At 62.1% G+C, this 22,655-nt stretch carries 24 protein-coding genes; 5 read left to right on the forward strand and 19 right to left on the reverse strand.

The genetic code is table 11. The features are described 5' to 3' along the window. Positions 1–34: 34 nt before the first annotated feature. From AC07RZ_RS17045 to pip, 3 genes are all read right to left on the reverse strand, one after another. Complete coding sequence (locus AC07RZ_RS17045; protein WP_092400102.1) at positions 35–505, reverse strand: hypothetical protein; 471 nt, start codon at positions 503–505, stop codon at positions 35–37. A 162-nt stretch (positions 506–667) separates the two neighbouring features. After that, entirely contained in the window at positions 668–1,201 is a 534-nt protein-coding gene (locus tag AC07RZ_RS17050) for a BON domain-containing protein (protein WP_494668819.1), read from the reverse strand. A 73-nt stretch (positions 1,202–1,274) separates the two neighbouring features. Continuing rightward, the gene (gene pip, locus AC07RZ_RS17055) at positions 1,275–2,261 is read right to left on the reverse strand and encodes a prolyl aminopeptidase (RefSeq protein ID WP_144738096.1); all 987 of its coding nucleotides are present in this window, start codon (positions 2,259–2,261) and stop codon (positions 1,275–1,277) included. 12 nt (positions 2,262–2,273) lie between these two features. On the opposite strand from pip, the gene AC07RZ_RS17060 reads away from it, so the two are divergent. Continuing rightward, positions 2,274–2,522, forward strand: a complete 249-nt coding sequence (locus AC07RZ_RS17060; RefSeq protein ID WP_494668820.1) for a hypothetical protein — start codon at positions 2,274–2,276, stop codon at positions 2,520–2,522. A 266-nt stretch (positions 2,523–2,788) separates the two neighbouring features. On the opposite strand, the gene AC07RZ_RS17065 is transcribed toward AC07RZ_RS17060, so the two are convergent. Beyond that, positions 2,789–4,864: a 2,4-dienoyl-CoA reductase FMN-binding domain-containing protein gene (locus AC07RZ_RS17065; RefSeq protein ID WP_494668821.1), complete on the reverse strand. Its 2,076-nt coding sequence runs from the start codon at positions 4,862–4,864 to the stop codon at positions 2,789–2,791. Positions 4,865–5,003: 139 nt separating this feature from the next. Beyond that, positions 5,004–6,281, reverse strand: a complete 1,278-nt coding sequence (locus AC07RZ_RS17070) for an SGNH/GDSL hydrolase family protein (RefSeq protein ID WP_494668822.1) — start codon at positions 6,279–6,281, stop codon at positions 5,004–5,006. 110 nt (positions 6,282–6,391) lie between these two features. Here AC07RZ_RS17070 and AC07RZ_RS17075 point away from each other — a divergent pair, with 110 nt between their 5' ends. After that, the gene (locus tag AC07RZ_RS17075) at positions 6,392–7,309 is read left to right on the forward strand and encodes a LysR family transcriptional regulator (protein WP_494668823.1); all 918 of its coding nucleotides are present in this window, start codon (positions 6,392–6,394) and stop codon (positions 7,307–7,309) included. Between the two features lie 4 nt (positions 7,310–7,313). On the opposite strand, the gene AC07RZ_RS17080 is transcribed toward AC07RZ_RS17075, so the two are convergent. The 11 genes from AC07RZ_RS17080 to AC07RZ_RS17130 all read right to left on the reverse strand — a co-directional run bounded on the left by AC07RZ_RS17080 (position 7,314) and on the right by AC07RZ_RS17130 (position 18,243). Next, a complete protein-coding gene (locus AC07RZ_RS17080; protein ID WP_494668824.1) occupies positions 7,314–7,787 on the reverse strand; it encodes a TssQ family T6SS-associated lipoprotein in 474 nt (157 codons plus the stop codon). A gap of 24 nt (positions 7,788–7,811) precedes the next feature. Next, positions 7,812–9,479 carry a serine/threonine protein kinase gene (locus tag AC07RZ_RS17085; protein WP_494668825.1) on the reverse strand — a complete coding sequence of 556 codons (1,668 nt, stop codon included), beginning with the start codon at positions 9,477–9,479 and terminating at the stop codon, positions 7,812–7,814. A 71-nt stretch (positions 9,480–9,550) separates the two neighbouring features. Further along, positions 9,551–10,339, reverse strand: a complete 789-nt coding sequence (locus AC07RZ_RS17090; protein WP_494668826.1) for a PP2C family protein-serine/threonine phosphatase — start codon at positions 10,337–10,339, stop codon at positions 9,551–9,553. Further along, positions 10,332–11,543, reverse strand: coding sequence for a type VI secretion system-associated FHA domain protein TagH (gene tagH, locus AC07RZ_RS17095; protein ID WP_144738103.1), 1,212 nt, complete (start codon positions 11,541–11,543; stop codon positions 10,332–10,334). The genes AC07RZ_RS17090 and tagH overlap by 8 nt, the downstream gene beginning before the upstream one ends. Before the next feature lie 290 nt (positions 11,544–11,833). Beyond that, positions 11,834–13,027 (reverse strand): alanine transaminase, encoded by a 1,194-nt coding sequence (gene alaC / locus AC07RZ_RS17100; RefSeq protein ID WP_494668827.1) that lies wholly within the window; start codon positions 13,025–13,027, stop codon positions 11,834–11,836. Between the two features lie 593 nt (positions 13,028–13,620). Next, positions 13,621–14,838, reverse strand: a complete 1,218-nt coding sequence (locus AC07RZ_RS17105) for a hypothetical protein (protein WP_494668828.1) — start codon at positions 14,836–14,838, stop codon at positions 13,621–13,623. A gap of 40 nt (positions 14,839–14,878) precedes the next feature. After that, the gene (locus AC07RZ_RS17110; protein ID WP_494668829.1) at positions 14,879–15,577 is read right to left on the reverse strand and encodes a hypothetical protein; all 699 of its coding nucleotides are present in this window, start codon (positions 15,575–15,577) and stop codon (positions 14,879–14,881) included. Between the two features lie 39 nt (positions 15,578–15,616). Beyond that, entirely contained in the window at positions 15,617–16,150 is a 534-nt protein-coding gene (locus tag AC07RZ_RS17115; protein WP_092400649.1) for a hypothetical protein, read from the reverse strand. After that, positions 16,147–16,425 (reverse strand): DnaJ domain-containing protein, encoded by a 279-nt coding sequence (locus AC07RZ_RS17120; protein ID WP_494668830.1) that lies wholly within the window; start codon positions 16,423–16,425, stop codon positions 16,147–16,149. The genes AC07RZ_RS17115 and AC07RZ_RS17120 overlap by 4 nt, the downstream gene beginning before the upstream one ends. A 179-nt stretch (positions 16,426–16,604) precedes the next feature. Beyond that, positions 16,605–17,231, reverse strand: coding sequence for a tRNA-uridine aminocarboxypropyltransferase (locus tag AC07RZ_RS17125; RefSeq protein ID WP_494668831.1), 627 nt, complete (start codon positions 17,229–17,231; stop codon positions 16,605–16,607). A gap of 49 nt (positions 17,232–17,280) precedes the next feature. Further along, entirely contained in the window at positions 17,281–18,243 is a 963-nt protein-coding gene (locus AC07RZ_RS17130; RefSeq protein WP_494668832.1) for a LysR substrate-binding domain-containing protein, read from the reverse strand. A gap of 151 nt (positions 18,244–18,394) precedes the next feature. Here AC07RZ_RS17130 and AC07RZ_RS17135 point away from each other — a divergent pair, with 151 nt between their 5' ends. Beyond that, positions 18,395–18,625: a hypothetical protein gene (locus tag AC07RZ_RS17135; protein ID WP_494668833.1), complete on the forward strand. Its 231-nt coding sequence runs from the start codon at positions 18,395–18,397 to the stop codon at positions 18,623–18,625. 12 nt (positions 18,626–18,637) lie between these two features. Here AC07RZ_RS17135 and AC07RZ_RS17140 read toward each other — a convergent pair whose 3' ends face one another. Both AC07RZ_RS17140 and AC07RZ_RS17145 read right to left on the reverse strand, forming a co-directional pair. Next, positions 18,638–19,540: a 1-aminocyclopropane-1-carboxylate deaminase/D-cysteine desulfhydrase gene (locus tag AC07RZ_RS17140; protein WP_494668834.1), complete on the reverse strand. Its 903-nt coding sequence runs from the start codon at positions 19,538–19,540 to the stop codon at positions 18,638–18,640. A 1-nt stretch (position 19,541) separates the two neighbouring features. After that, positions 19,542–20,549 carry an LLM class flavin-dependent oxidoreductase gene (locus AC07RZ_RS17145; protein ID WP_092400622.1) on the reverse strand — a complete coding sequence of 336 codons (1,008 nt, stop codon included), beginning with the start codon at positions 20,547–20,549 and terminating at the stop codon, positions 19,542–19,544. A 246-nt stretch (positions 20,550–20,795) separates the two neighbouring features. Between AC07RZ_RS17145 and AC07RZ_RS17150 the strand changes: the two genes are divergently transcribed. Together AC07RZ_RS17150 and AC07RZ_RS17155 are read left to right on the forward strand one after the other, a co-directional pair. Continuing rightward, entirely contained in the window at positions 20,796–21,275 is a 480-nt protein-coding gene (locus tag AC07RZ_RS17150) for an HAD domain-containing protein (RefSeq protein ID WP_092400620.1), read from the forward strand. 40 nt (positions 21,276–21,315) lie between these two features. Beyond that, a complete protein-coding gene (locus AC07RZ_RS17155; protein ID WP_494668835.1) occupies positions 21,316–22,173 on the forward strand; it encodes a cysteine hydrolase family protein in 858 nt (285 codons plus the stop codon). Here AC07RZ_RS17155 and AC07RZ_RS17160 read toward each other — a convergent pair. Then, positions 22,167–22,649 (reverse strand): hypothetical protein, encoded by a 483-nt coding sequence (locus tag AC07RZ_RS17160; protein ID WP_494668836.1) that lies wholly within the window; start codon positions 22,647–22,649, stop codon positions 22,167–22,169. The two genes, AC07RZ_RS17155 and AC07RZ_RS17160, sit on opposite strands and share 7 nt — an antisense overlap. Positions 22,650–22,655: the final 6 nt, after the last annotated feature.

Below are 22,655 nucleotides of genomic sequence, written 5' to 3' on the forward strand. Positions count from 1 at the left end.
CGCGTCGACGTCAAAAGCCTTGTTCGTCAGAGAATCATGGCGTTTTCGCGCCGGCGGCGATGCCGTTCCAGGAAACGCCGCCGCACTTGCCGGTCTGGCTCAGCAGCCAGCCTTGCAGCTGGCGGCCGATTACCAGCGGGCTGCTGCTGAAACATTCGCCTTGCGGCGGCGCCTGCATCTGCCTGGCCGATACGAACAGCGGCCCCTTGGGTTCGATGATCGGTTCGCTGCTGCGCACTTTCCCGGTCCCCAGTTCGGCGTTGCAGTCGTAGCGGCGTCCCGAAGCGTCCGCGGTAACGATGCCAACCATGCCGTGGTTCATCGGATAGACATTTTCAACAAACACATTGCCGCCTTTCGGATGTTTCAGCAAACAGGCATTGGCCGCCTGCATCACATCCTTGTCGCTCAGCATGTCGCCGACGGACATCGACAGATCGTCCGCCATCGCCATATCGGACATCAGTAAAGTGCTAAACAGCAGGGGTATCAGGATCAATTTCATGCCTTGCCTTTTGCTTTCCATACACAGCGCGTTGGATCATCCGGCGCATTGCACGGCCACTCTAAACCGTTTGCGGTTTTTAGCAAATCGAATATTCCTGGCATCGATTGTTACGTTAAATGCGTAACAATCGAAAATCGAACGGATGGCCAAGCCCCGAATCTATCTGGCCGGCTGCGGCCCCAATGGCACCGGCGGCGCCAGCGGGTAGGGTGGGTTGCCGCCGCCGGTACGCAGGTTAACAATCACCCGTTCGATATCCGGTTCAGCGCGGACAAAGGTTTCCAGCGCGGCCGCGTCGACGGCAGGATCGGCGCTGCAGCCTTCGACCCAGACGAAGCGGCGCTGGAAGGTCAGCCACAGGCTGCTGTTGCGGGCGAATCCCGGTTCGGCGGCAAAATGCGCCTGTACCGAGCGCGCGATCGGCGCATCGTACAGATAAGAGTTCGGCTTGTCGCATTTGCCGGCGAGCCAGCAGGTGGTGCCGCGTTCACTGCGCCAGTGCGTTTGCCTGCGCATCTCTTCTTCATTCGTCAGCGGCCCCAGCGGCTGCGGGCAATCCGCCACGGCGCCGCGTACCTGGACGAAAGGATCGTTGAACCAGTTTTTCAGGGTTTCCGCGGCGGCCGGCGCGGCTATCCCGGTGGCCGCCAGCCACCACGGCAGCATGTATCGCAAGTGAAACCGTCGTGACATAACGGATCTCCTGAATGGTCAGCCGGCGCGGTGTCCCGCGGAGGGCTGCCGCCCGTCCTGCTTGCTTTCCTGCTTAAGCGGCGAACTTGTCGGTCGCCAGGATCAGCTGATGCAAGATTCCCGGTTCGCTGTAGGCGTGCCCGGCATCGGCAACGATATGCAGTTCCGCTTCAGGCCATGCCTTATGCAAGGCCCACGCGGTTTTCGGCGTGCAGCAGACATCGTAGCGGCCTTGCACGATGACGCCCGGAATGTCCTGCAGCCGCGCCACGTCGCGCAGCAGCTGGCCGTCTTCGAAAAAACAGCCGTGGGTGAAATAGTGGTTTTCGATGCGGGCAAAAGCAATCGCGAACTCCGGTTCGTCATGCGCTTCGGCCAGCGCAGGATCGGGAATCAGCTTGACCGTGCTGCCTTCCCACACGCTCCATGCTCTTGCCGCGGCCAGCTTGGCGCTTTCATCGCTCCCGGTCAGGCGGCGGCTGTAGGCGGCCACCATGTCATGCCGTTCCGCCTCCGGGATCGGCGCCAGGAAATCTTCCCATTTGTCCGGGAACTGGCGCGATGCGCCGTCCTGGTAATACCACTGCACTTCTTCATGCGTGCCGGTAAAAATCCCGCGCAGCACCAGCTCGCTGACATGCTGCGGATGTGTCTCGGCGTAAGCCAAGGCCAGGGTGCTGCCCCAAGAGCCGCCGAACACCAGCCATTTTTCAGCACCAACCAACTCGCGCAGCCGCTCGATATCGGCCACCAGGTGCCAGGTGGTATTGGCTTCCAGGTTAGCGTGCGGCGTCGACCGCCCGCACCCGCGCTGATCGAACAGCATGACGCAATATTTTTCCGGATTGAACAGCCGCCGATGATCGGCATTGCACCCGCCACCCGGACCGCCATGCAAGAACACCGCAGGCTTGCCATCGGGATTGCCGCACAACTCCCAATACACCTGGTGCCCATCGCCCACATCCAGCAAACCAGATTTAAACGGCTCCAGCGGCGGATACAAGCCTCGTAATTGCGGAATGGCGCTTTGCTGCACAGCGGGTTGGCTGGTTGTCATGAAATCGTTTCCTTGTGGGAGTCGGAGGATACGATCATAAGCAAGTATGGCGATGGCGTCCAGCGAGGAGGAAAACGGGAAAATTCGCCAACAAGCAATCAGGCTGAGGCTGTTGGTTTTGAAGTTGCTGTTGCCGTTGATTTTGACGTTGGGGTTGATTTTGAATTCTGCATGGAGACGTTGCCAAATGAGCCAGCAGTCAGCCGGGAATTGTGGGAAGACATGTTTGAGCGAAGCGAGTTTGTCTTCCCACCCGGCTGACTGCTGGCTCATTTGGGGACCTGACCGAAGGGAAGGCAACGGCTTGCGGTCGCCTTTCTTTGCTTACTTTCTTTGGCGAAGCAAAGAAAGTGAGCGGCTGCCGGGCCGCCCCCGGCTTGCCTCCACGGAGTAGAAAACGTTTTAGGTAACGACGAACGAAGGCCATCGCATGCCACCGCACGCCGCCGAATGTACTCCGTAGCCCGTTAAATGGGGTCAGAGTAATTTTCGCAAAAGGCGCGAAAAAAAACTCTGACCCCATTTAACTACAGTGCTGCGGCGAGTTCTGCGCCTTCGCGTATCGCCCGCTTGGCATCCAGCTCACTGGCAAACGAAGCACCGCCAATCACGTGATAACGCGACCCGGTCTGCTGCGTTCTGGTTTTCACCGGTTCGCCAGGCTTTCCCGGTGCAAGGACCTGATCCGGAACCAATTCGTACAAGGACTCCTGCCCGGCACAGATCACCACGTTATCCACCGCCAGCACCCGGCTTTCGCCACCAATGCTGACATGCAAACCCTGATCGTCAATACGCTGGTAATCCACACCTGCCAGCATCTGCACGCCATTGCGCTGCATCACGCTACGATGCACCCAGCCCGAAGTCTTGCCCAATCCCGCCCCCACCTTGCTCTGCTTACGCTGCAACAGATGGATTTCCCGCACCGGCGCCGCTACCGCCGCCGGCCGCAGCCCACCCGATTCCGCCGCCAGCGGATCGACGCCCCACTCATCCATCCATTCCGCAATCGGCACCGGCAAAGGCACATGCGCATCGTGCAGCAGGAATTCGCACAAGTCGAAACCGATGCCGCCGGCGCCGATCACCGCCACCCGCTTGCCGACCGGCGCCTTGCGTTGCAGCACGTCGAGATAAGACAGCACCATCGGATGGTCGATGCCCGGAATGCGCAGGTTGCGCGGCGTCACGCCAGTCGCCACGATGACGTCGTCGAAACCGAGCGCCGCCAGCTGCTCGCGGCTGACGCGCTGGTTCAGCTGCAGCTCGACGCCGGTGCGTTTGAGACGATGATGGAAATAGCGGATGGTTTCGCTGAATTCTTCCTTGCCCGGAACCTGCATCGCGATATTGAACTGGCCGCCGATCTGCGCCGCAGCCTCGAACAGCGTCACCTGATGGCCGCGCTCGGCGGCCACGGTAGCCGCCGACAAGCCGGCCGGGCCGGCGCCGATCACCGCCACCCGCCGCGCTTTTGCCGTGCGCCGGTAGACCAGCTCGGTTTCATGGCAAGCCTGCGGATTGACCAGGCAGGTGGCGCGCTGGCGCTTGAACGTGTGGTCGAGGCATGCCTGGTTGCAGCCGATGCAGGTATTGATTTCCTCGGCGCGGTTCTGCTGGGCCTTGAGCACGAATTCGGGATCGGCCAGGAACGGCCGCGCCATCGACACCATGTCGGCGTCGCCCTCGGCCAGGATCTGTTCCGCCACTTCCGGCGTGTTGATGCGGTTGGAAGCAATCACCGGGATCTTGACGGCGCGCTTGAGGCGCGCCGTCGCTTCACGAAACGCGCCGCGCGGCACCGAAGTGACGATGGTGGGAATGCGCGCCTCATGCCAGCCGACGCCGGTATTGATCAGGGTTACGCCAGCCTGCTCCAGGGCCTGCGCCACCGCCACCACTTCGGCGCCGGTATTGCCGCCTTCCACCAGGTCCAGCAGGGACAGGCGGTACATGATGATGAAATTTTCGCCGACCGCCGCGCGCATGCGGCGCACGATTTCCAGCGCCAGCCGCATGCGGTTCTCGATGCTGCCGCCCCATTGGTCCTGGCGACGGTTGGTGCGCGGCGACAGGAACTGGTTGAGCAGGTAGCCCTCGCTGCCCATGATTTCCACGCCGTCGTAGCCGGCGCGTTGCGCCAGCCTGCCGCAACGCACGTAAGCCGCGATGGTGGACTGGACGCCGCTTTCGCTCAGCGCGCGCGGCTTGAACGGCGAAATCGGCGACTTGATGGCTGAAGCCGACACCACGAACGGCTGGTAGCCGTAGCGCCCGGCATGCAGGATCTGCATCACGATCTTGCCGCCTTCTTCATGTACCGCGCTGGTCAGGCGCTTGTGGTTGTGGATGTCGCCGATGCTGTTCATGGTGCCGCCGAACGGCAGCAGCCAGCCCTGCCTGCTGGGGGAAATGCCGCCGGTCACGATCAGGCCGACGCCGCCCTTGGCGCGCGCCCGGAAATACTCCGCCAGCTTGCCGTAATGAAAAAAGCGGTCTTCCAGGCCGGTGTGCATGGAGCCCATCACTACCCGGTTCTTCAAGGTGGTGAAGCCGAGGTCGAGCGAGGCGAGCAGGTGCGGGTAGGTGGGGTGGGACATAGTTTCTTCCAAAAAGCAGTGGCGCTGCAAAAGTCGGTGACAGGCCGGAATCTACCTGAAAAGCGCCGGCGGATCGCTGAAACAGCCCTGTTTTAGCGGCGATTAGAGGCACTAGCCTATTCCGAGCGATCCCTGCCGGTCAGCGCGCGCCCAATAACTGCCCCAGGTCAATCGCCTCCGCCATGGCGCGGTAACCGCGGTCGCCAGGATGCAGGTGGTCGCCGGAATCGAAAGCCGGCAGGAAGCGCCGCGGATGCCGCGGGTCCCTGACCACGGCGTCGAAATCGATGACCGCGTCGAATTCGCCGCTGCCGCGTATCCAACGGTTCACCGCCTGCCGCGTTTTTTCCTTGCTGGCGGAATAATAGCTTTTCAGCTCGCTGTCCTGCAATGCCCCCTCGAACGGGGTCAGGGTAGCACCGACGATGCGTACATGGCGCAGGCGCGCACGCGCTATCAATTGCCGGTAGCCGTCGATCAGGCGCTCCTCGGCCAACGCCGGCTCCTGCGGCGTGAAGCTGCTGCCGGGCCAGGCGATGTCGTTGATGCCCATCAGCACGATCACCGTATCGAGGCCGGGCTGGTCCAGCACATCGCGTTCGAAGCGGGCGAGGGCGTTGACGCCCATCTTGTCGCTCAGCACCCTGGCTCCCGATATGCCGGCGTTGATCACCGCCACGTTCTGCGTCGCCAGCCGTTGTGCCAGCAGGTCGGGCCAGCGCTGGTTTTGGTTTGCCGTGGAGCCTGCGCCGTCGGTGATCGAATCGCCAAAAGCCGCCACCACGCGGGCTGCAGGCGCGGCATCGACCAGGATCGCGCTGAGGAACAAACGTGCTTCCACGGTCTCGCCCATCTTGATCAGAGGCGCTGCAGCGAGGTTGCCCGGCGCGATGTAAGCGGTCTGCTTGCCGTCCCAGTGGAAAGTGGCGAGCGGCGTGGATTGCGGCAGGAAGATGCTTACCGCGACCTGGGCCAGCGGCGCCAGCGTGAGATCGACCGGGTCGCTGACCGCCGGCGCGCCTGGCGCAATGGTGACCGTCTGGCGGCCGCCGAAGGTGAGCATGCGGTCCGAACCGGCCACGGTTGCCGCGCCGGCGCCGGCCAGCGCAATATGCGCCGCGCCCACCGTCAGCGGCGTCGCGCCGTATTCATTGGACAGCACCACCCTGGCGCGCTTACCGCCCAGGCTGAGGCGGGCGACCTGGCGTACGGTCTGGTTCGAGAGACTGGCGGGGATATTGGTCGGCAAGGCAAACCCGGCTTCCCAGACCGGCTGCGGACTGGCGGTCCCGCTGGCGCTCCAGCCGGGTTGCGTAGACTGCGGGTCTGCCGCCGGCACGGCAGCGGCCGGCGCTCCCAAAGCTGACAGCAAAGCCAGCGCGGCGCCAATTTTCTGGCAGTTCATGGGGAAATGCATGTGGTGACTCCTTGGGTTGGTCAAGAATAAGGCGTACACCAAGATATATCCTTCCCGATAAGCATGGTAGAAGCGATAATTGGATATCACTTATTCCAAAATGGAATGACATGGACCAAATCAAGGCAATCCGCAGCTTCGTGCGGGCAGTGGAACTCGGCAGCCTGTCGGCGGTGGCTCGCGAACAGCACAGCACGCAGCCGACCGTCAGCAAAACCATCGCTGCGCTGGAAAAGGAACTCGGAGTGCGTTTGCTGGAGCGCAGCACCACCAGCCTGACCACGACCGAACAAGGCAAGCGTTTTTATGAACGCGCCAAACGGGTGTTGGAAGAATTCGGCGAGGCGGTCAGCGATGTCCGCGGCTTGACCGGCAAACCCGCCGGCCTGCTGCGCGTCAATGCCCCGCTCGGCCTGGGGCAGCTGCGGCTTAATGCGCTGGTGCTGGAGTTCCTCGCGCTGTATCCGGAAATCGAAGTGGAGCTGATACTGAACGACCGCTTTGTCGACCTGGTGGAAGATGGCGTCGACGTGGCGCTGCGGCTTGCCGGTTCGCTGCCGCCCAACATGATCGCGCGCAAGATCGCCAGCGCGCAACGCTACCTGGTGGCGGCGCCGGCCTATCTGGCGCGCCATCCGCAGATCCGGCGGCCGGCGGACCTGGCAAACCATCGCTACATCGGCTTTGCGCGGCCGGCCAACGGCGAAGTGAGCGAGATCAGCGGCCCCGGCGGCACGGTGCAGGTCGCTACCCGCAGCGGCTATCTGGTCAACAGTTCGCTGGCAATACGCGAGAGTTTCCTGATGGGCGCCGGGCTCGGCATCTGTCCGTCCTGGCTGGTGCATGACTTGCTCGAATCGGGCCAGCTGCGGCGCATCCTGCCGGAATGGAGCGCAGCGGGACAGGAAGCCTCGCTGTTGTACCCGTCGCGCCGCTACCAGCCGCTGCGCGCCACGATTTTCATGCAATTCATGGCTGAGCGGATCCCGCGGCTGCCGGGATTTACCGTGCCGAGTTTCGGACGCTAGGGCCTTATTTTTTTGCGGTTGTCGCCGCTGCTTTCCTGGCCTGGTTGAACACCGGGCCCCACAGCGGATGACCCTTTTCGCCGGCGGCCAGGTCGAAACCGGCATCGAGCTTCAGGGCCTTGTCGAATTGCTGCCTGCACAGCTTTTTCCTGGAAGTCACGCAATAGCTGAAAGCCATGTATTTCAGGGCTTCGGTCTGGGTCGCGACATCCGCCGACCAGATCTCGGGCGCATTCGCCAGGCGCTTGACGGCGGCGCTGTAGCTGCCCTTGTTGTAAAGGGCAATGCCGTCGGCCAGGGCGGACGGCTGCGCCGGCTGCTCAGGCGCGGCGGCGGCAGCTGCGGCGGTTGCCGCTCCGCCCGGCGTCGCCGCTGCCGCGGCCGGCTTGGTGATGCTGTCGAGGCTGTCGCAAGCGCCGAGCATCATGGCGGCAGCCAGCATCGCGAAGCTGCTGATACGAGTAAAAGAGATGGTCATGACGCGTTCTTGGCTGAAATGCATTTAGTGGGACGAAAAATCGTAGTCGATGGTACGCGATTTTTTCGGGTTGACGTCAATTTCAAATACGCGCTCAGGAAAACTCGGATTGACCACCTTGACCTGATGTTTGCCTTCCGGCAGGACCAGTTTTTTCAATGGCGGACTGACGCCCTTCATGCTGCCGTCGACCAGCACATTGCCCCATGGCTTGATGGTCAGCAAGACCACGCCGGTAGGATCGACCGCTTTTGCCTCGGCGTCTTTCAGCGCGGCCGGCTTGGCCGCTGCCGCTGCAACGTTCTCCGCGGCGCTGCCTTGCAGTTCGGCCAGCCTGGCGCGCGCCGCTTCTGCATGCGGGCCGCCCGGGTATTTTTTCAGGAAAGCGTCGACCTGCTGCGGCGTCGCGCCGTTCAGCTGTTTCAAGGTTTCCCAGGCGACGGTTTCTTCATCAAGGACCTGCTCGGCCGGCGCTGCGGCGGGCTTTGGCGCCGGCGCCGCAGCGGGAGCGCGGACTGCGGCAACCGCGGCAGGCGCCGCCGGCTGCCCGGCGGGCTTGAGCCACAGGTAGGCGCCCAGCGCCAGCACGGCGACGGCAGCGCCGATCCACCAGGCCGGCGCCCTTAACGGCTTGTCGAGCACGCTCGGCGGCACGGTCGGACGCCTGCGCGCACGCCGCTCATCGCCGATCGTCGGTTCGTCGCCCGGCTTCTTGCGGTCGGGCAGGCGGAATGCGACCGGGGCGCTGGCTTCATTGTCAGGCATCGGCATCGGCACCGACAGCTCCAGGTCCAGCAGCTTGCGGAATTCTTCTATCGATTGCGGCCGGTCGTCCGGCTTGACCGCCAGGCCCTTGTCGATGGCCGCCAGGAATTCCTTGCTGAAGCCGCTGTACTCGCCTTCCTGCAGGCACTCTATGGGATCCTTGATCATGCGCGCCACCGAAGTCGGCGGCGCGCTCTTGACGATGGCAAAATAGATTACCGCCGACAGCGAATAGATATCGGTCCATGGCCCCTGCTTCATCAGGGCGTCGTCGGCGTACTGTTCGATCGGCGCGTAACCCGGCTTCAGGATCACGGTCAGCGAATGGGTCATGTCGCCGATGATCTGCCGCGCCGCGCCGAAGTCCAGCAATACCGCCTCGCCGCTCTTCTGGATCATGATGTTGTCGGGCGAGATGTCGCGATGCAGTATCTGCACCCGGTACATGGCGTCGAGCGCTTCCAGCATCGGCTTGAGCATGCTTTTCAGCCAGGCTTCGGTCACCTGCGCCGGCGAATTCTGCACCACGCTTTTCAGCGTGCGGCCTTCGTAGTAGCGCATCGCCATGTAGGCGGTATTGTTCTGTTCCCAGAAACGGTAGACCTTGATCAGCGCGGGATGGTCGAATTGCGCCAGCAGGCGCGCCTCCTTGATGAAGCTTTTGAGGCCGATGGTGAACGTCTCGCGGTGCCGCTGCGAGCGCACCACGACTTTTTTATCCGGCCCGCGCCCGGCGAACGCGCCCGGCATGTATTCCTTGATCGCCACCATGCGCCGCAGCGACCGGTCGAACGCAAAGTAGACAATGCCAAAACCGCCTTCGCCGATGACGCCGATGATTTCAAAATCGGCCAGGCGCGTACCCTTGGGCAAGCAGTTTTCGACAGCCGTCGTTTCGTGCTGGTCAATCGGCTTGGCGTTTTGCATATTCTCTGGATTCGACGTTAGTTATATTATTCTGGACAGCTATCAACACGTCTCTAGCAATTCGCCAAGGGTTAAGGTTCGGCGACATAAATCGTAAACGCAGTACAGTTATCAAGCGGGATATTGGATGCCTTGCCGTTCTTTTCGACAATCGCGTGCATGAGGTCCAGCCATTCCTGGGCAGAACCGGCCCGCAGCGCCGCCTGCTCCATTTCCGCCTCGCTGATCCACTCCCAGAAACCGTCGCTGCAGACCAGGAAGGTATCACCCCCTTGCAGCTGAGTCACGTCCTGCGTGATGTCCGCCGGCGCGCTGCCCTCGACGCCGACCGCGGCGCACAGGATGCTGCGGCGCGGATGGCGGCGCAGCTGCTCGGGCGAACAATGGCCGGCGTCGACGAATTGCTGGATCAGGCTGTGGTCCTTGGTGGCGCTCAACAGCTTGCCGCGGCGGAAAAGGTAGAGCCGGGTGTCGCCCATGTGGCCCCACAGCGCGCAACGGTTCTTCTGGTCGATCAGCAGCACCGCCACGGTCGAGCTCATGTCTTTCAGGCGCGGGATCTGCGCCTGGCGCCGGGTCAGCTGGGCTATCGCGTGTTCGATATAAGACTGCAGCGCACGCGGACCGAAAGAAGCTTCTTCCACGAACATTTCCATGATCGAATGGACCACGATATTCGAGGCGATCTCGCCGCCGTACTGGCCGCCGACGCCGTCAGCGACAATCACGCAAGCCAGGTCTTCCTGCAGCACGCTGCCCCAGGAATCCTGGTTAACCTGCCGCCCGCCGGCATGGCTCAGCTGCGCCAGGCTCAGGACCACCGGAACCGCCGTGTCGCTGAGCAGCGATTGCTCAGGCATGCTGCGTCTCTCGTTTCTGCTTCTCTACTTTTCTTTCGTAAGCCTGCAAGAAAGCCTTGCCAAACAGGGTCTGGAAATCGTCCTGCGCGGCTTCCGCGATGATCCGCTGGTAGCGTTCGGCATAGGCATCCCATAACCGTGCCTTACGCTTCGCCGGCAGCAGCGCCTCAAGCACGCCGCCTTTTTTGGCGCGCTTCTCCATGACTTCAGGGTTGAAACGCTGCAGCATCTCGTTCATGGTCGCACGCATGCCGGAAACCACGCCCACCTGGTGCGCCTGCAAATCCTGGTAAGCGTCTTGCATTGCTTCGGTGGCGCCCATGAAACCCGGCATTTTCTTGCGCAGCATCTGGATCAGCACGGTCTGGCTGTCGGCAAAGAATTTCAACGGATTATTGTTGCGGACCACTACCTTGGTCACGTCCGCATGCGCTTCGCGCTTTACCAGCGCGCGCGATGCGTTCAGGTCGATCGTGCCCTGCACTGCCGTCGCCAGCAGCTTGCCGACGGTTTCCATCATTTCCGCCGTCAGTTCCGGCGCCAGGGTCCCGGCCGGCAGGCCGGCGCCCTTCATGAACGCCAGCACCAGCGCTTCGCTGGATGCGGATGGCTCGGCCTGGCTCTCTTCGCCGGCATCGGCCGGCGCCGGATTCGCGGCGGGCCGGGTCACCGCGCTCACGGGACGCACCGGCGCCGCCGGCATCGGCACCGGCGAAGTCGGCAATGCCGAATTGGCGGTCGCCGCCAGTTCCAGGTTCAATTGCGCGAGCGCCGCCAGGCGGGTCTCGGATACGCTCAGCAGCGGTTTGCCGCCATTTACCCGTTTCACCGGATTGGCCGGTGGCTGGCCTGGCTGATTGGTCATGTCAGGATTATCTTTCATCAAGTTGAGCTGCGCCTCGGCGCGCAATAAGTACAGTCCGATCTGGATTTCATCGCCTATCTGCAAATCGTATTCGCGCTCGGCGTCGATCTCTTGCCCGTTCAGCAGGATCGGATTGGCGCGGCTGAGATTGGTGATGGTCTGGCGGATGCCGTCGCTTTTGATCGCCGCCTGGATGCGCGATACAAAATTGCGGGGATCGGCCAGCACGAAGTGGTTTTCATCGCTGCGCCCCAAGGTCCTCGGCTCGCGCCCGAACACGGCCGACAGAGGTAATTCAGGCGCCACATTGTTGTAAGAAATGACACTAATTTTTATCATCGGGTGGGTTTCCAGCTGCACCTGGCCTGGCGCAAAAAGCCTGAGAGAATCATGGCATGCCTGGCTGCAAGTTCCATGCCCAAGAAATGCCTGCCGGAAACGGCCTGAGAAGCCCGAAAAACCTGGTAATTCGATGGTTTTCAACCTGCAAAACTGCCCTCTCTTGTCATCCGTGGTGACATTTTCTGTCAGCCAGGGCCGGGATCGAGAAAAGGGGCGCAGGAAAGGGGCGCAGGTCTGGAAATTGCGGGACAGGGCGCCGCCCTGTCCGCAAGGAGGAGCGAATGTCCTCAGGACTGGCGCAGCATGGCCTTGATGCCGCGCACCGCCTGGCGGATCCGAGCTTCGTTTTCGATCAGCGCAAAGCGCACGTATTCATCGCCGTATTCGCCGAAGCCGATGCCGGGCGAAACGCACACCTTGGCTTTTTCCAGCAGCTGCTTGGCAAACTCCAGCGATCCCAGGTGGCGGTAGGCTTCCGGTATGCGCGCCCAGATGTACATCGACGCCTTCGGGATATCGACCATCCAGCCGGCCTCATGCAAGCCCTTGGCCAGCACATCGCGCCGGCTCTGGTACTTGGCGCAGATATCCTTGACGCACTGCTGGTCGCCTTCCAGCGCCGCAATCGCCGCCACCTGCACCGGCGTGAAACTGCCGTAGTCGTGGTAACTCTTGATGCGCGCCAGCGCCGCCACCAGCTCCTTGTTGCCGACCATGAAGCCGATGCGCCAGCCGGCCATGTTGTAGCTCTTCGACAGCGTGAAAAACTCCACCGCGACATCGCGCGCGCCGGGCACCTGCATGATCGACGGCGCTTGCCAGCCGTCGAAGACGATGTCGGCGTATGCCAGGTCGTGCACCACCAGGATGTTGTGTTCCTTGGCCAGCTTGACCACGCGCTCGAAAAATTCCAGTTCGACGCACTGGGCGGTCGGGTTGGACGGAAAGCCCAGCACCATCATTTTCGGTTTCGGATAACTTTCCCGTATCGCCCGCTCCAGCTCGGCGAAAAAATCCACGCCCGGGCCCATGCGGACCGAACGGATGTCGGCGCCGGCGATCACTGCGCCGTAGATGTGGATCGGATAACTCGGATTCGGCACCAGCACCGTATCGCCGCGATCCAGCGTCGCCAGCATCAGGTGCGCCAGCCCTTCCTTGGAACCGATGGTGACGATCGCTTCGGTATCCGGGTTGAATTCGACGTCGTAGCGCTTCTTGTACCAATGGCTGATCGCCCGCCGCAGCCGGGGGATGCCCTTGGATGCGGAATAACCGTGGGTGTCGGGCCGCTGCGATACTTCGACCAGCTTGTCGACGATGTGCTGCGGCGTAGCGCCGTCGGGATTGCCCATCGACATATCGACGATATCCTCCCCGCGCCGGCGCGCCGCCATTTTCAGCTCGGCGGTGATATTAAAAACGTAAGGGGGAAGACGATCGATGCGCGAAAACCTGCGCGGAGTTGCGGATTCAGACATGGCTTGTACTTTCACGTTAGCGCCCGGAACCGTCCGAGCGACGTTGGAACGGATTGGCGCTCCAGCGACGATTCTATTGAACAACGAATGATTGCGCAATAACGAAAATGCAGCCGGTCGCGATTCCAAAAACCAGTTTGTCACCGCATCCGGCAAATAGACAAGGCTGTGGCTTTTGACGTTGTAGTTGATTTTGACGTTGGGGTTGAAGTTGCTTTTGAATTCCGCATTGAGACGTTGCCAAATGAGACAGCGGTCAGCCGGGAATTGTGGGAAGACATGTTTGAGCGAAGCGAGTTTGTCTTCCCACCCGGCTGACCGCTGGCTCATTTGGGGACCCGACCGAAGGGAGGGCAACGGCTTTGCGGTCGCCTTTTCTTTGCTTACTTTCTTTTGGCCGGGCCGCGTAAGGCGAAGCAAAAGAAAGTGAGCGGCTGCCGGGCCGCCCCCGGCTTGCATCCACGGAGTAGAAAACGTTTTAGGTAACGACGAACGAAGGCCATCGCATGCCGCCGAACGTACTCCGTAGCCCGTTAAATGGGGTCAGAGTAATTTTCGGCGATAAAACTGCCGAAAAAAAACTCCGACCCCATTTAACTGCTTTTGACTTTGATGTTGCAGTTCTCTTTCAGGAACTTCATGGCCCGCGTGTATTTGAGATCGTCGTCGTCGACCAGGTACTGCTCCGCCTCCGGCAGGAATTCCTCCTCCCACAAAGACACCAGGTTGTCCTTGATCTCGAACGGCGCCGAATCCCTGATAAAGGCCAAAACCGCCCCGCTATCAAATCCATCCTTGCGCACCTTCCGGACCATGGCCCGCGCCTCCGTCTCAGACACCGTGGTCTTCGGTTTCGCACCAACAGCAATACACATGAAAACCGTCAGCCGCGAATACGGATCTTCCTTGCCCTTGGTAACCTTGTGCCACTCCTTCGACACCAGCGCATCAAACCCCTCCACATCCTCCAGCCCGCCCTCCCGCACGAAGTAACGCAACTCGACAAGATTAAGCAAGGAATCAAGCGCCAGCGCAGGATCGGCCAGCCCATCCTGCTTCTCGATATCGCGCCGGACCTTGTCCGCAACGCCGCGATATTCCAGCGGCACATCATCCAGCAGCTTTTTCGAAATCTTCAATTTCCCCGAGCCGCCGGCGCCGCTACTGCCGCGCACCGCCGCGATCAGCCTGGCAAAACCGAGCCGGTCGGGAAACTCCTCGCCGCCGCCGAGACGCACCAGCAAGGCCGTGCGAATCACCGTTTCCGCCCCCGCGAATTCAAGCTCCGAACGCTCCAGGCCCAGGTCCCCGGCAAACCACAGCGCCGCGGCGATCACCGCCGCGCATTCTTCGCGCGCCTTGCACTCTTTCCGGTAGGCGTTGAGGGAAAACGGCTTGGCCAGCGTGCGCTCGTCCTGGAACTCCTTGAGTCCCTGGCCCTTGGTATCGCCGAAAACGGTAGAGTCAGGCAAGGCATGCAAAGCCTTGAGCATCTCGTTGCCGCCGCGCGAATGCGACAGGAAAGTATTGTCGCGCAAGGACTGCGCCGCTTTTTGCAGGTCGCCGCTGAACGTGTGTTCCAGGTAAAGGCTGACCAGGTTGACGATGCGCTGCCGCGCATTCTCAAGATCGGTATGCAGGTGGCTGGTGCCGAAGAATGCCGCGACCTGCACCGTGCCCTTGGCGGCGTCGGCGATCATCGCGCGGCATTTTTCCTGGTCCAGGATGCGGTTCTTGAGGCCAAAACCAAGCGTCTTTTCAAAGAAAGGACGCTTGTCGACGACTTCTATATTCCGGTGCTTGTCGGACATGGGATGCGTGGGTTCCTGCAACAGTGAAAACGGCGTGTGCCTAGAGCGCCGACTCTTCGCCCGGGTCGGCAACGGCAACCGGCTGGGTTGCAGCCGCCGGACGATCCTGCGATTCGAGGTTTTTCTGCTCCTGCAGCTCCAGTTCTGCTTCGCGCCGCAGGCGTTCCTTCATGCGTTTTTTCAGCACCGGCCAGATCTGCTCGAACATGTCGGGGTGCTCGTGCTTGAGCAGCCAGGCCAGCTCTTTCCAGTCGCGGTCGCTGACTTCCGACTTGTCGACTTCATCGCCCTCTTCGGTCCGGTTGACGTTGAACGTGTCATAGGTGACGAAGTGCACAACTTCTTCATCGCGGTCCGACAAGTAATCGATCAGCGCTTCGCAGCCGCCGTCGACATCGCCGATCGCTTCCAGGAATTCGCCGGTCTGGCTATCGTCGCGGAACAGCACCGCGTTCACCATGCCGCGCAAGCGCACATGGCTATGGTCGCCATACAGCCGCTCCATGACTACGGCGCGCGCAAACTGCTCCGGCGTCACCAGCAGGTTGACCACCGATTCTTTCGATGTGTCGTATTCGCGGATAACCGCCAGCAGGTCCTTCGGCGGCAGCGTATCGAGCGCCGCCACCAGCGCGTAATCGCCCTCGGTTTCAGCCAGGCTGACCAGGGCGAATTCGGCGCCGGCGATATCGCCGTTGCGGATCAGGTTTGCAGCTTTTACTACTAGCGCGTTTGTCATGGAGTCACTATGTCAAAAAATATCCAGGCCTGGGATTGCTTAGCCCAGGCGTTCGAAGCCTTGCTCCGCGAGCCAGTCGGCGCCTTCGATTTCCAGGTCGCGGCCGTCGTCCTCGTCGTCGCCCTCGACTTCATCCACCGCATCATCCGAATCGGCCTGGCTATATGTGCCTTGGTAGCTGCCGTTGCTTTTCTCATGCAGGTATTCAAGGCAAATGGTGGTGATCAGGAAACGCTCGCCGCCCGGTTCTTGCAAGGCGACCTCGGCCAGCTTTTGCGCCCACGGCTCGAACTGCACGGCGTCGGCGACTTCTGTCCAGGAGGGGAAATCGTCCGGCTCTTCGCCCAGCAGCATGGTGAGCGCCTGCGGATTGGTAAAGTCGACGCCGCCGTGGAAAGCCACCGCCACCATTTCCGGATCGGTTTCTATCATCGGCATCATCAGGGCAAACTGCGCGCGCTTGCTTTTCAGGCGCGAGGCCAGGATGTCGTTGCCTTCGGAATCGCTTTGCAAATCCTCCAGCTCAGCCTGGTAAGCCTTGGTCAAATCTTCAAAAAAAGCGGAAAGCATCATTGCAGAACCTTGTTCATATAGGTAGTCCAGATTTGCTGGGCGGTCTCAAGCGGGTTTTCCAGCAAGCTGCGGCGCCGGTTTTCGTCGTATTCCTGGCGCTTCACCGCATCCAACAGCAGGTCGTAAGCTTCCTGGATATCGCGGAACCGCGCGGGCGCGTCGGGCGCGGCATTGCGGTCGGGATGGAATTCCGCGGCCTTCTTGCGGTAAGCGGTTTTCAGGGCGCCGGCCGTTGCATCGCTGTCTATGCCGAGAACGGCGTAATAATCCTTCATGCGTCCTCACACGTTGGCGTTGCCGGCCACTGGCGGCCGTCGTCTTGTTGCTGATGGATTGCTTGCGGGGTAAGCGTTTATTGCCGAAAAGACACAAACACTTTGGAAGAGTCTGCGGAGGATACACGAGCGGGCGCAGGAAGTCGATGCCGTGCGTGGCCGGAAAACCACGTTTTTTACTAGCCTCGCCCATAGGCCAGCTGCTGTGCCACGAAACCATCGAACGCGGTCAGCAACGGCAGGTATCCGTCCTCATTATGCTCCAGCTGCATCAAGGCATGGCAAGTCGCCTCCAGCGTGGACAGCTGCCCCGGGCCGTGGGCCTTGCGGATCAGGTAGCGCGATGCCGGCGGATTGTGCAGCGACAGCCGCGGCAGCTGCTGCAGCAAGGGATTCAGGTAGAGCATCTTGCGGCTCTTGCGCCAGGTGCCGTCCAGCACCACCAGCCGCAATTGCGCCGGCGCATTCAGCAGGGCCAGGTCCAGCGCGGGCGGTGTCGCCAAACCCAATCCCTTGTCACCGGGACTTTCCGGGTACAGCAAGATGGAATGGCGAGCGGCCGATGCATCAAGCAGCGCCCGCAATGCCTGCTCCTCAAAGATCTCGCCGACAACCAACCGGCTGCCCGCCAAACTCAGCTGGAGCAGGCGGGCGCTGTTTTTTGCATTGGCGACTTCCAGCGGGTGCTGCAGGATCAGTACTTCAACCGCGGGTTCAAGCGGCGTGATCCAGCCGCAAATGCAGCTGCGCTGCGGGCGCAGGCACCTGGAACATGCAAGGCGTTTGATGTGGTCCGGCGGCGTCATGAGAGGATGGCATGTGCAACAGCCATGATTTTACCTGTTGCCATTTCCGCTATAGCGCCTTCTTGCGGCGCCGGCCGGGCGCCGGCGATTCCTCCGCCGCCACAACAGCCGGCGCCTGCAAGGCGCAGACTTCGTCATGCAGCCAGCTGCGCAAAGCCTGCAACGGCGTCCAGTCGCACAATGCGGGCGGATAGACCAGGAAGTAAGAAGCGAAGTCGGCATCCGGCGCCAGCCGTTGTTCCGACAACTGCACCAGCAAGCCGTCGCGCAAGGCGTCGGCCACCATGAATTCGCGTCCCAGCGCGATCCCCAGGCCTTGTTCGGCGGCCTGCAGCATCAGGCCGGCGTCGTTGAAGCTAGCCACCGGATTGGTCCTCACGGTCAGCCCGCTTTCGCTGAACCAGAGATCCCACTGGTCGGCATCGCCCAGCAGCGCCTCATGCACCAGGGCGGCAGCGCCGCCTCCTTGCAAACGGCGCGCGGTAGCCGGCGAAGCCACCACCACCAGCGGACTGTCGAACAGGCGTTCATCGCTCAGCCCCGGCCAGCCGCCGCGCCCCTGGCGCAGCGCCGCATGGAAACCGTCACGCTGCAGATCCATCACCTGTTGCGAAGAGTGCAGCTCCAGCGCGATATCGGGATGACGCTCGCGCCAGCGCTGCATGCGCGGCAGCAGCCAGCGCTGCAGGAAAGACGGCATCACCGTCAGCCGCAGCCGCTGCGCGACGCCGGTAGCGGTGGCGGCGGCGGCCAGCACGCCGACATCGAGCTGCGCCAGCGCCGATTCGACGCTGCACAGCAGCGCTTGGCCCGCCGGGTTCAGCACGATGCGGCGGCCACGCCGCTCGAACAGCGCGAAACCGAGCTGCTGCTCGAGCACGCCGATCTGCTGGCTGACGGCGCTGTGGGTCAGGTGCATTTCGACCGCGGTGGCACGCAGGTTCTGCAGGCGGGCGGCGGTGCGGAAGACGGGCAGGGTATGCAATGGGAGTCGGCTCATGATGGTAAGCATAGCTGACCAAGATGGTTAGAACAAGTCGTTTCCCTAAGTGACTGTGGTTCGATATTCTGACCAGTATTGAAAGCGCTGCGAATATTCCTTACAACCAACTTGTGAGCTTGCCATGAACTGCGTATCGACACCGGACCAAATCGCGACAACATTGCCACGCCCGCAAGGCTTGCTGGGTGGACTGTTCCAGGCCGTTAAAAACACTGGCGGCTGGTGGCAGCAACGCCTGGTCCCGCCACAGCCTGCCGCGGCGCCGCCAGCCGAGGTGAAGGCAAGACATGTGCTGAATATCCGCGACCTGAGCGACCACCTGCTGCGCGACATCGGTTATATCGACTCCGTGCAGCCGCGCGAGCAGGTGCGCCGGGATACGATTTATTGATTGCCACCCGGGCTAGCCGGCAAACCCGCGCGCTCCTTGCATGCCTCCGGTATGCACAGCGAGCACTCGCTCACCTGGATGGAAAGCCTGCGCCTGCTGCGAGCGCCTGAGAGCGTGAAACAGCTTGCCCGTATAAACCGGTTCTATCGGCACCGCGAATTCTCGTGAAAAATCGCGGCAGAACTGGCGCAGCTCGGGCGGCGCCTTGCCGTAGCCGCCGTGATGGGCGTCAGTGATCAATTCGTAATTCCGGTAGGCAGGGTAACCCGCCTGCAGCAGCAAGCGGGTTATCTCCTGATGCAGGTAACCGGCATTCTTCAGGACCGCGACGCCGATCACCCGGCCCCGGCCCTGCAATCCGGCCAGGATGCCGGCCAGCGTGGCGCCGGTGCCGCAAGCGACCATGACCACATCGGGATTGAAAGGGAGCCCGGTTGCCAGCTCGTCCACCAGCTCGGCGACGCCGCGCAAGGCCGCCGGCGCGCTGCCGCCTTCAGGCAGCCAGACATGGCTATCGCTGGGGGCAGCCATATGCCGGCGCCAGGCTTGCGGGTCCTCGCGCAACTGCCGGTAATCCTCGCGCGACACAAACTGGATGCGCATGCCCAGGCGCCGGCAATCGTCCAGCGTCGCGCTGTCCAGCCCCGCCGCACCGCGCACCAGGCCGATGGCCGGCCAGCCGCCCAAGGCTGCGGCATGGGCCAGCGCGTGCAAATGATTGGACCACGGGCCGCCCATGGTCACCAGCGTTGCCGGCTTCCCTTGCAATGCCGATAGCTGGTATTTGAGCTTGCGGAATTTATTCCCCGAGACCTCGCCATGCAGCAGGTCGTCGCGCTTGACCCAGATTTCGCGCCCGAGGAAGGCCGTGCTTTCCAGCAGTTGGCAAGGCGAAGGCGGGCCGGGCAGCTGCACGTCAGAGCGACATCGGGATCGGTTCCACGCTGCGCGCCACGTCAGCGATGATCTCGTAGGAGTGTAGCCGCGCCTTGTGCTCGAAGATGTCCGAGACAATCATCAACTCGTCGGCGCCGGTGCGCAGCAGGAATCTTTCCAGCCCTTCGCGCACGGTTTCCGGCGAACCGATGATGGAACACGCCAGCATGTGCGAAGCCTGGGCCTTTTCCAGCGGCGACCAGTAGGTTTCGATATCGTCGATAGGCGGCTTGCTCAGGCCGCGTACGCCGCGATGCATGTCGGTGAAGGACATCTGCTGGGTAGTCGCCAGGCGGCGCGCTTCGGCGTCGGTGTCGGCGGCGATGATGTTGACGCCGACCATGGCATGCGGCCGGGCCTGCTGCTCGGACGGCTTGAACTGGGCGCGGTACAGCTGCAGCGCCATTTCCAGCGAATCGGGCGCGAAATGCGAGGCAAAAGCATAGGGCAGACCGAATTCCGCCGCCAAGCGGGAACCGAAGGTGCTCGATCCCAGGATCCATAGCGGCACCTTGCTGCCGTGGCCGGGCACGGCGACGATGCGCTGGTCCGGCTCGGCCGGCGCCAGGAAAGCCTGCAGTTCCAGCACGTCCTGCGGAAACGATTCGGCGCTGGCCGGATCGCGCCGCAGCGCCCGCGTGGTGATCTGGTCAGTGCCGGGCGCGCGCCCCAGGCCGAGGTCGATACGGCCCGGAAACAGCGCGGCGAGCGTGCCGAACTGTTCGGCGATCACCAGCGGCGCGTGGTTCGGCAGCATGACGCCGCCGGCGCCTACCCGGATGGTGCTGGTGCCGGCCGCCACATGGCCGATCGCCACCGAGGTGGCGGCGCTGGCGATGCCGCGCATATTATGATGTTCCGCCATCCAGAAACGGCGGTAGTTCCAGCCCTCGGCATGCAACGCCAGATCGCGCGCATGGTCGAGCGCGTTGCGCGCATCGCTGCCTTGGCGGATGCGGACCAGGTCCAGAATTGAAATTGGGATCACAGCGACTTCCTTGTTCAGCTTGCGGTTTTTGAGTATATCCGCAGCGCTTTAAGCCTGCTGGCCGAGCGCCGTTTTGCCGCCCGCCTCAGGATCCGGAGGCTGCCGCGATTCCCTTGGAGTAAACTTGATGGTCTAATAGCGCCATTCCCGTGCCTGGCATGAGTCGGCCATGACCCGCCTTTGCCGCCAATCCGAGAGCGAAATCTCGATTCAACCTTGCGATTCAACTTTGAAAATTGACGTTTTATGAAAATTCTCTACCTGGACTACAACGGCGTCCTGCATGACGCCAAGGTAATCCGCAACCGCCAGCGCGGCCTCTACATCGCCACCCCGGACCGGGCATTCTTCGAATGGATGCCGATCCTGGAAGAATTGCTGGCGCCCTATCCGGAAGTCAAGATCGTGCTCTCCACCAGCTGGGTCAGGGCGCTCGGTTTCGACGCCACCCGGCAGGAGCTCTCGGAGAGCCTGCGCGAACGCGTGATCGGCTCCACCTTCCACCACCCCAAGCTGACGCCTGCGGAATTCGACACCATGCCGCGCGGCATGCAGGTCTGGCGCGACGTCGAACGCCGCAAGCCGACCAGCTGGCTGGCGCTGGACGACGACGCCTTCGGCTGGCCGGCCGCCTGCCGCGACCGCCTGCTGGAGACCAAAGGCAGCCTGGGCCTGAGCGATCCGGCAACGCAGGATGCACTGAAAACCATGCTGGCGGCGCTGTAAGCGCAACCGGCAAACCGTTCAGCCAGCACCGGAGAGACAGATGCGCCGCAACCTGCACCTATTGATCATCGATCCGCAAAACGATTTTTGCGACCTGCCTGCCGCTTACCTGCCCGATAACCCGGCCGGCGGCGGCAAAATGGCGGCAGCGCTGCCGGTGCCCGGCGCCCACGCCGACATGCTGCGCGTGGCGGACCTGATCAACCGCGGCGGCGGCGGCATCGACGCCATCAGCATCACGCTCGATTCGCATCACCGGCTCGATATCGCCCATCCTGGATTCTGGACCACTGCGGCCGGCAACGACGTTACGCCGTTCACCCAGATCTCGGCAGCCGAAGTGCGCGCCGGCAGCTACCTGCCGCGGCTGCCCGCAGCATTGCCGCGGGCATTGCATTACCTGGACCAGCTGGAAGCGGCAGGGCGCTACCGGCTGATGGTGTGGCCGGTCCATTGCGAAATCGGTTCATGGGGCCACAATGTCCACGCCGATGTGCGCGCCGCCTACAACCGCTGGGAAGAACAGACCTTGCGCAGCGTCGGCAAGGTCAGCAAAGGCAGCAATCCGTGGACCGAGCACTATTCCGCGGTGCAGGCCGAGGTGCCCGACCCGGACGACGTGCTGACGCAATCGAACCAGGCATTCCTGGACAGCCTGGCCCAGGCCGACTGCATCTACATCACCGGCGAAGCGGGCAGCCATTGCGTCAAAGCCACCACCGAACACATCGCCGACCATTTCGGCCCGGAAAATATGGGGAAACTGGTGCTGGTTACCGATTGCATGAGTCCGGTGACCGGGTTCGAGGAACAGCGTCGTGAATTCATCGCGGATATGGCGGCGCGTGGGGCGCGCATTGCAAATGCCGCGGACGTACTGCTGGAGTTGTCTCAATAGACCTGCACATGCAGCAGTTTCCCGTCTGCGTCGAGCACTTGAACTTGCAGCAGCTGGCCGTTCTTGTATTCAAAAACGTCTTTCCGAAATAATTTCCCCTCGCCGTCGCGATATTCAACCAAGGTGATGACAGCATTTTTGTGATACTCGCGGATGATCTCCAGCAGCTCGCCTTGTGCTGAATAGCGCGAGGTTTCTTCGATCTCGCCGCCGTCCGCAGAGCCTTGCAGCATTTTGATGATCATTCCGCTGGCGGGATATTCTTCATGGTGGACCTTGAACAGGTTTTCCGGGATATGCGCGCCGTGATAGACGACTTGCCTGATCTGGCCTTCAACGACGATTTCAAGCCGGCCTGGCGCACCGGCGTGATCATGTACCGCCGCCACATAAGCAGACCTCAGGGACAGGTCTTCGGGCTTGAGCTCAGTCCCGGGACTCAGTGACTGATCAGGGAAAAAACGGCGCTGCACCATGGAGCT

This window comes from Collimonas sp. GW821-FHT07E08 (genome assembly GCF_059418905.1).

Excerpts from the sequence above, each read along its gene's own strand:
- AC07RZ_RS17045 (WP_092400102.1), bottom strand. The coding sequence starts at position 505 with ATGAAATTGATCCTGATACCCCTGCTGTTTAGCACTTTACTGATGTCC.
- AC07RZ_RS17050 (WP_494668819.1), bottom strand. The coding sequence starts at position 1,201 with ATGTCACGACGGTTTCACTTGCGATACATGCTGCCGTGGTGGCTGGCG.
- pip (WP_144738096.1), bottom strand. The coding sequence starts at position 2,261 with ATGACAACCAGCCAACCCGCTGTGCAGCAAAGCGCCATTCCGCAATTA.
- AC07RZ_RS17065 (WP_494668821.1), bottom strand. The coding sequence starts at position 4,864 with ATGTCCCACCCCACCTACCCGCACCTGCTCGCCTCGCTCGACCTCGGC.
- AC07RZ_RS17070 (WP_494668822.1), bottom strand. The coding sequence starts at position 6,281 with ATGCATTTCCCCATGAACTGCCAGAAAATTGGCGCCGCGCTGGCTTTG.
- AC07RZ_RS17075 (WP_494668823.1), top strand. The coding sequence starts at position 6,392 with ATGGACCAAATCAAGGCAATCCGCAGCTTCGTGCGGGCAGTGGAACTC.
- AC07RZ_RS17080 (WP_494668824.1), bottom strand. The coding sequence starts at position 7,787 with ATGACCATCTCTTTTACTCGTATCAGCAGCTTCGCGATGCTGGCTGCC.
- AC07RZ_RS17085 (WP_494668825.1), bottom strand. The coding sequence starts at position 9,479 with ATGCAAAACGCCAAGCCGATTGACCAGCACGAAACGACGGCTGTCGAA.
- AC07RZ_RS17090 (WP_494668826.1), bottom strand. The coding sequence starts at position 10,339 with ATGCCTGAGCAATCGCTGCTCAGCGACACGGCGGTTCCGGTGGTCCTG.
- tagH (WP_144738103.1), bottom strand. The coding sequence starts at position 11,543 with ATGATAAAAATTAGTGTCATTTCTTACAACAATGTGGCGCCTGAATTA.
- alaC (WP_494668827.1), bottom strand. The coding sequence starts at position 13,027 with ATGTCTGAATCCGCAACTCCGCGCAGGTTTTCGCGCATCGATCGTCTT.
- AC07RZ_RS17105 (WP_494668828.1), bottom strand. The coding sequence starts at position 14,838 with ATGTCCGACAAGCACCGGAATATAGAAGTCGTCGACAAGCGTCCTTTC.
- AC07RZ_RS17110 (WP_494668829.1), bottom strand. The coding sequence starts at position 15,577 with ATGACAAACGCGCTAGTAGTAAAAGCTGCAAACCTGATCCGCAACGGC.
- AC07RZ_RS17115 (WP_092400649.1), bottom strand. The coding sequence starts at position 16,150 with ATGATGCTTTCCGCTTTTTTTGAAGATTTGACCAAGGCTTACCAGGCT.
- AC07RZ_RS17120 (WP_494668830.1), bottom strand. The coding sequence starts at position 16,425 with ATGAAGGATTATTACGCCGTTCTCGGCATAGACAGCGATGCAACGGCC.
- AC07RZ_RS17125 (WP_494668831.1), bottom strand. The coding sequence starts at position 17,231 with ATGACGCCGCCGGACCACATCAAACGCCTTGCATGTTCCAGGTGCCTG.
- AC07RZ_RS17130 (WP_494668832.1), bottom strand. The coding sequence starts at position 18,243 with ATGCTTACCATCATGAGCCGACTCCCATTGCATACCCTGCCCGTCTTC.
- AC07RZ_RS17150 (WP_092400620.1), top strand. The coding sequence starts at position 20,796 with ATGAAAATTCTCTACCTGGACTACAACGGCGTCCTGCATGACGCCAAG.
- AC07RZ_RS17155 (WP_494668835.1), top strand. The coding sequence starts at position 21,316 with ATGCGCCGCAACCTGCACCTATTGATCATCGATCCGCAAAACGATTTT.
- AC07RZ_RS17160 (WP_494668836.1), bottom strand. The coding sequence starts at position 22,649 with ATGGTGCAGCGCCGTTTTTTCCCTGATCAGTCACTGAGTCCCGGGACT.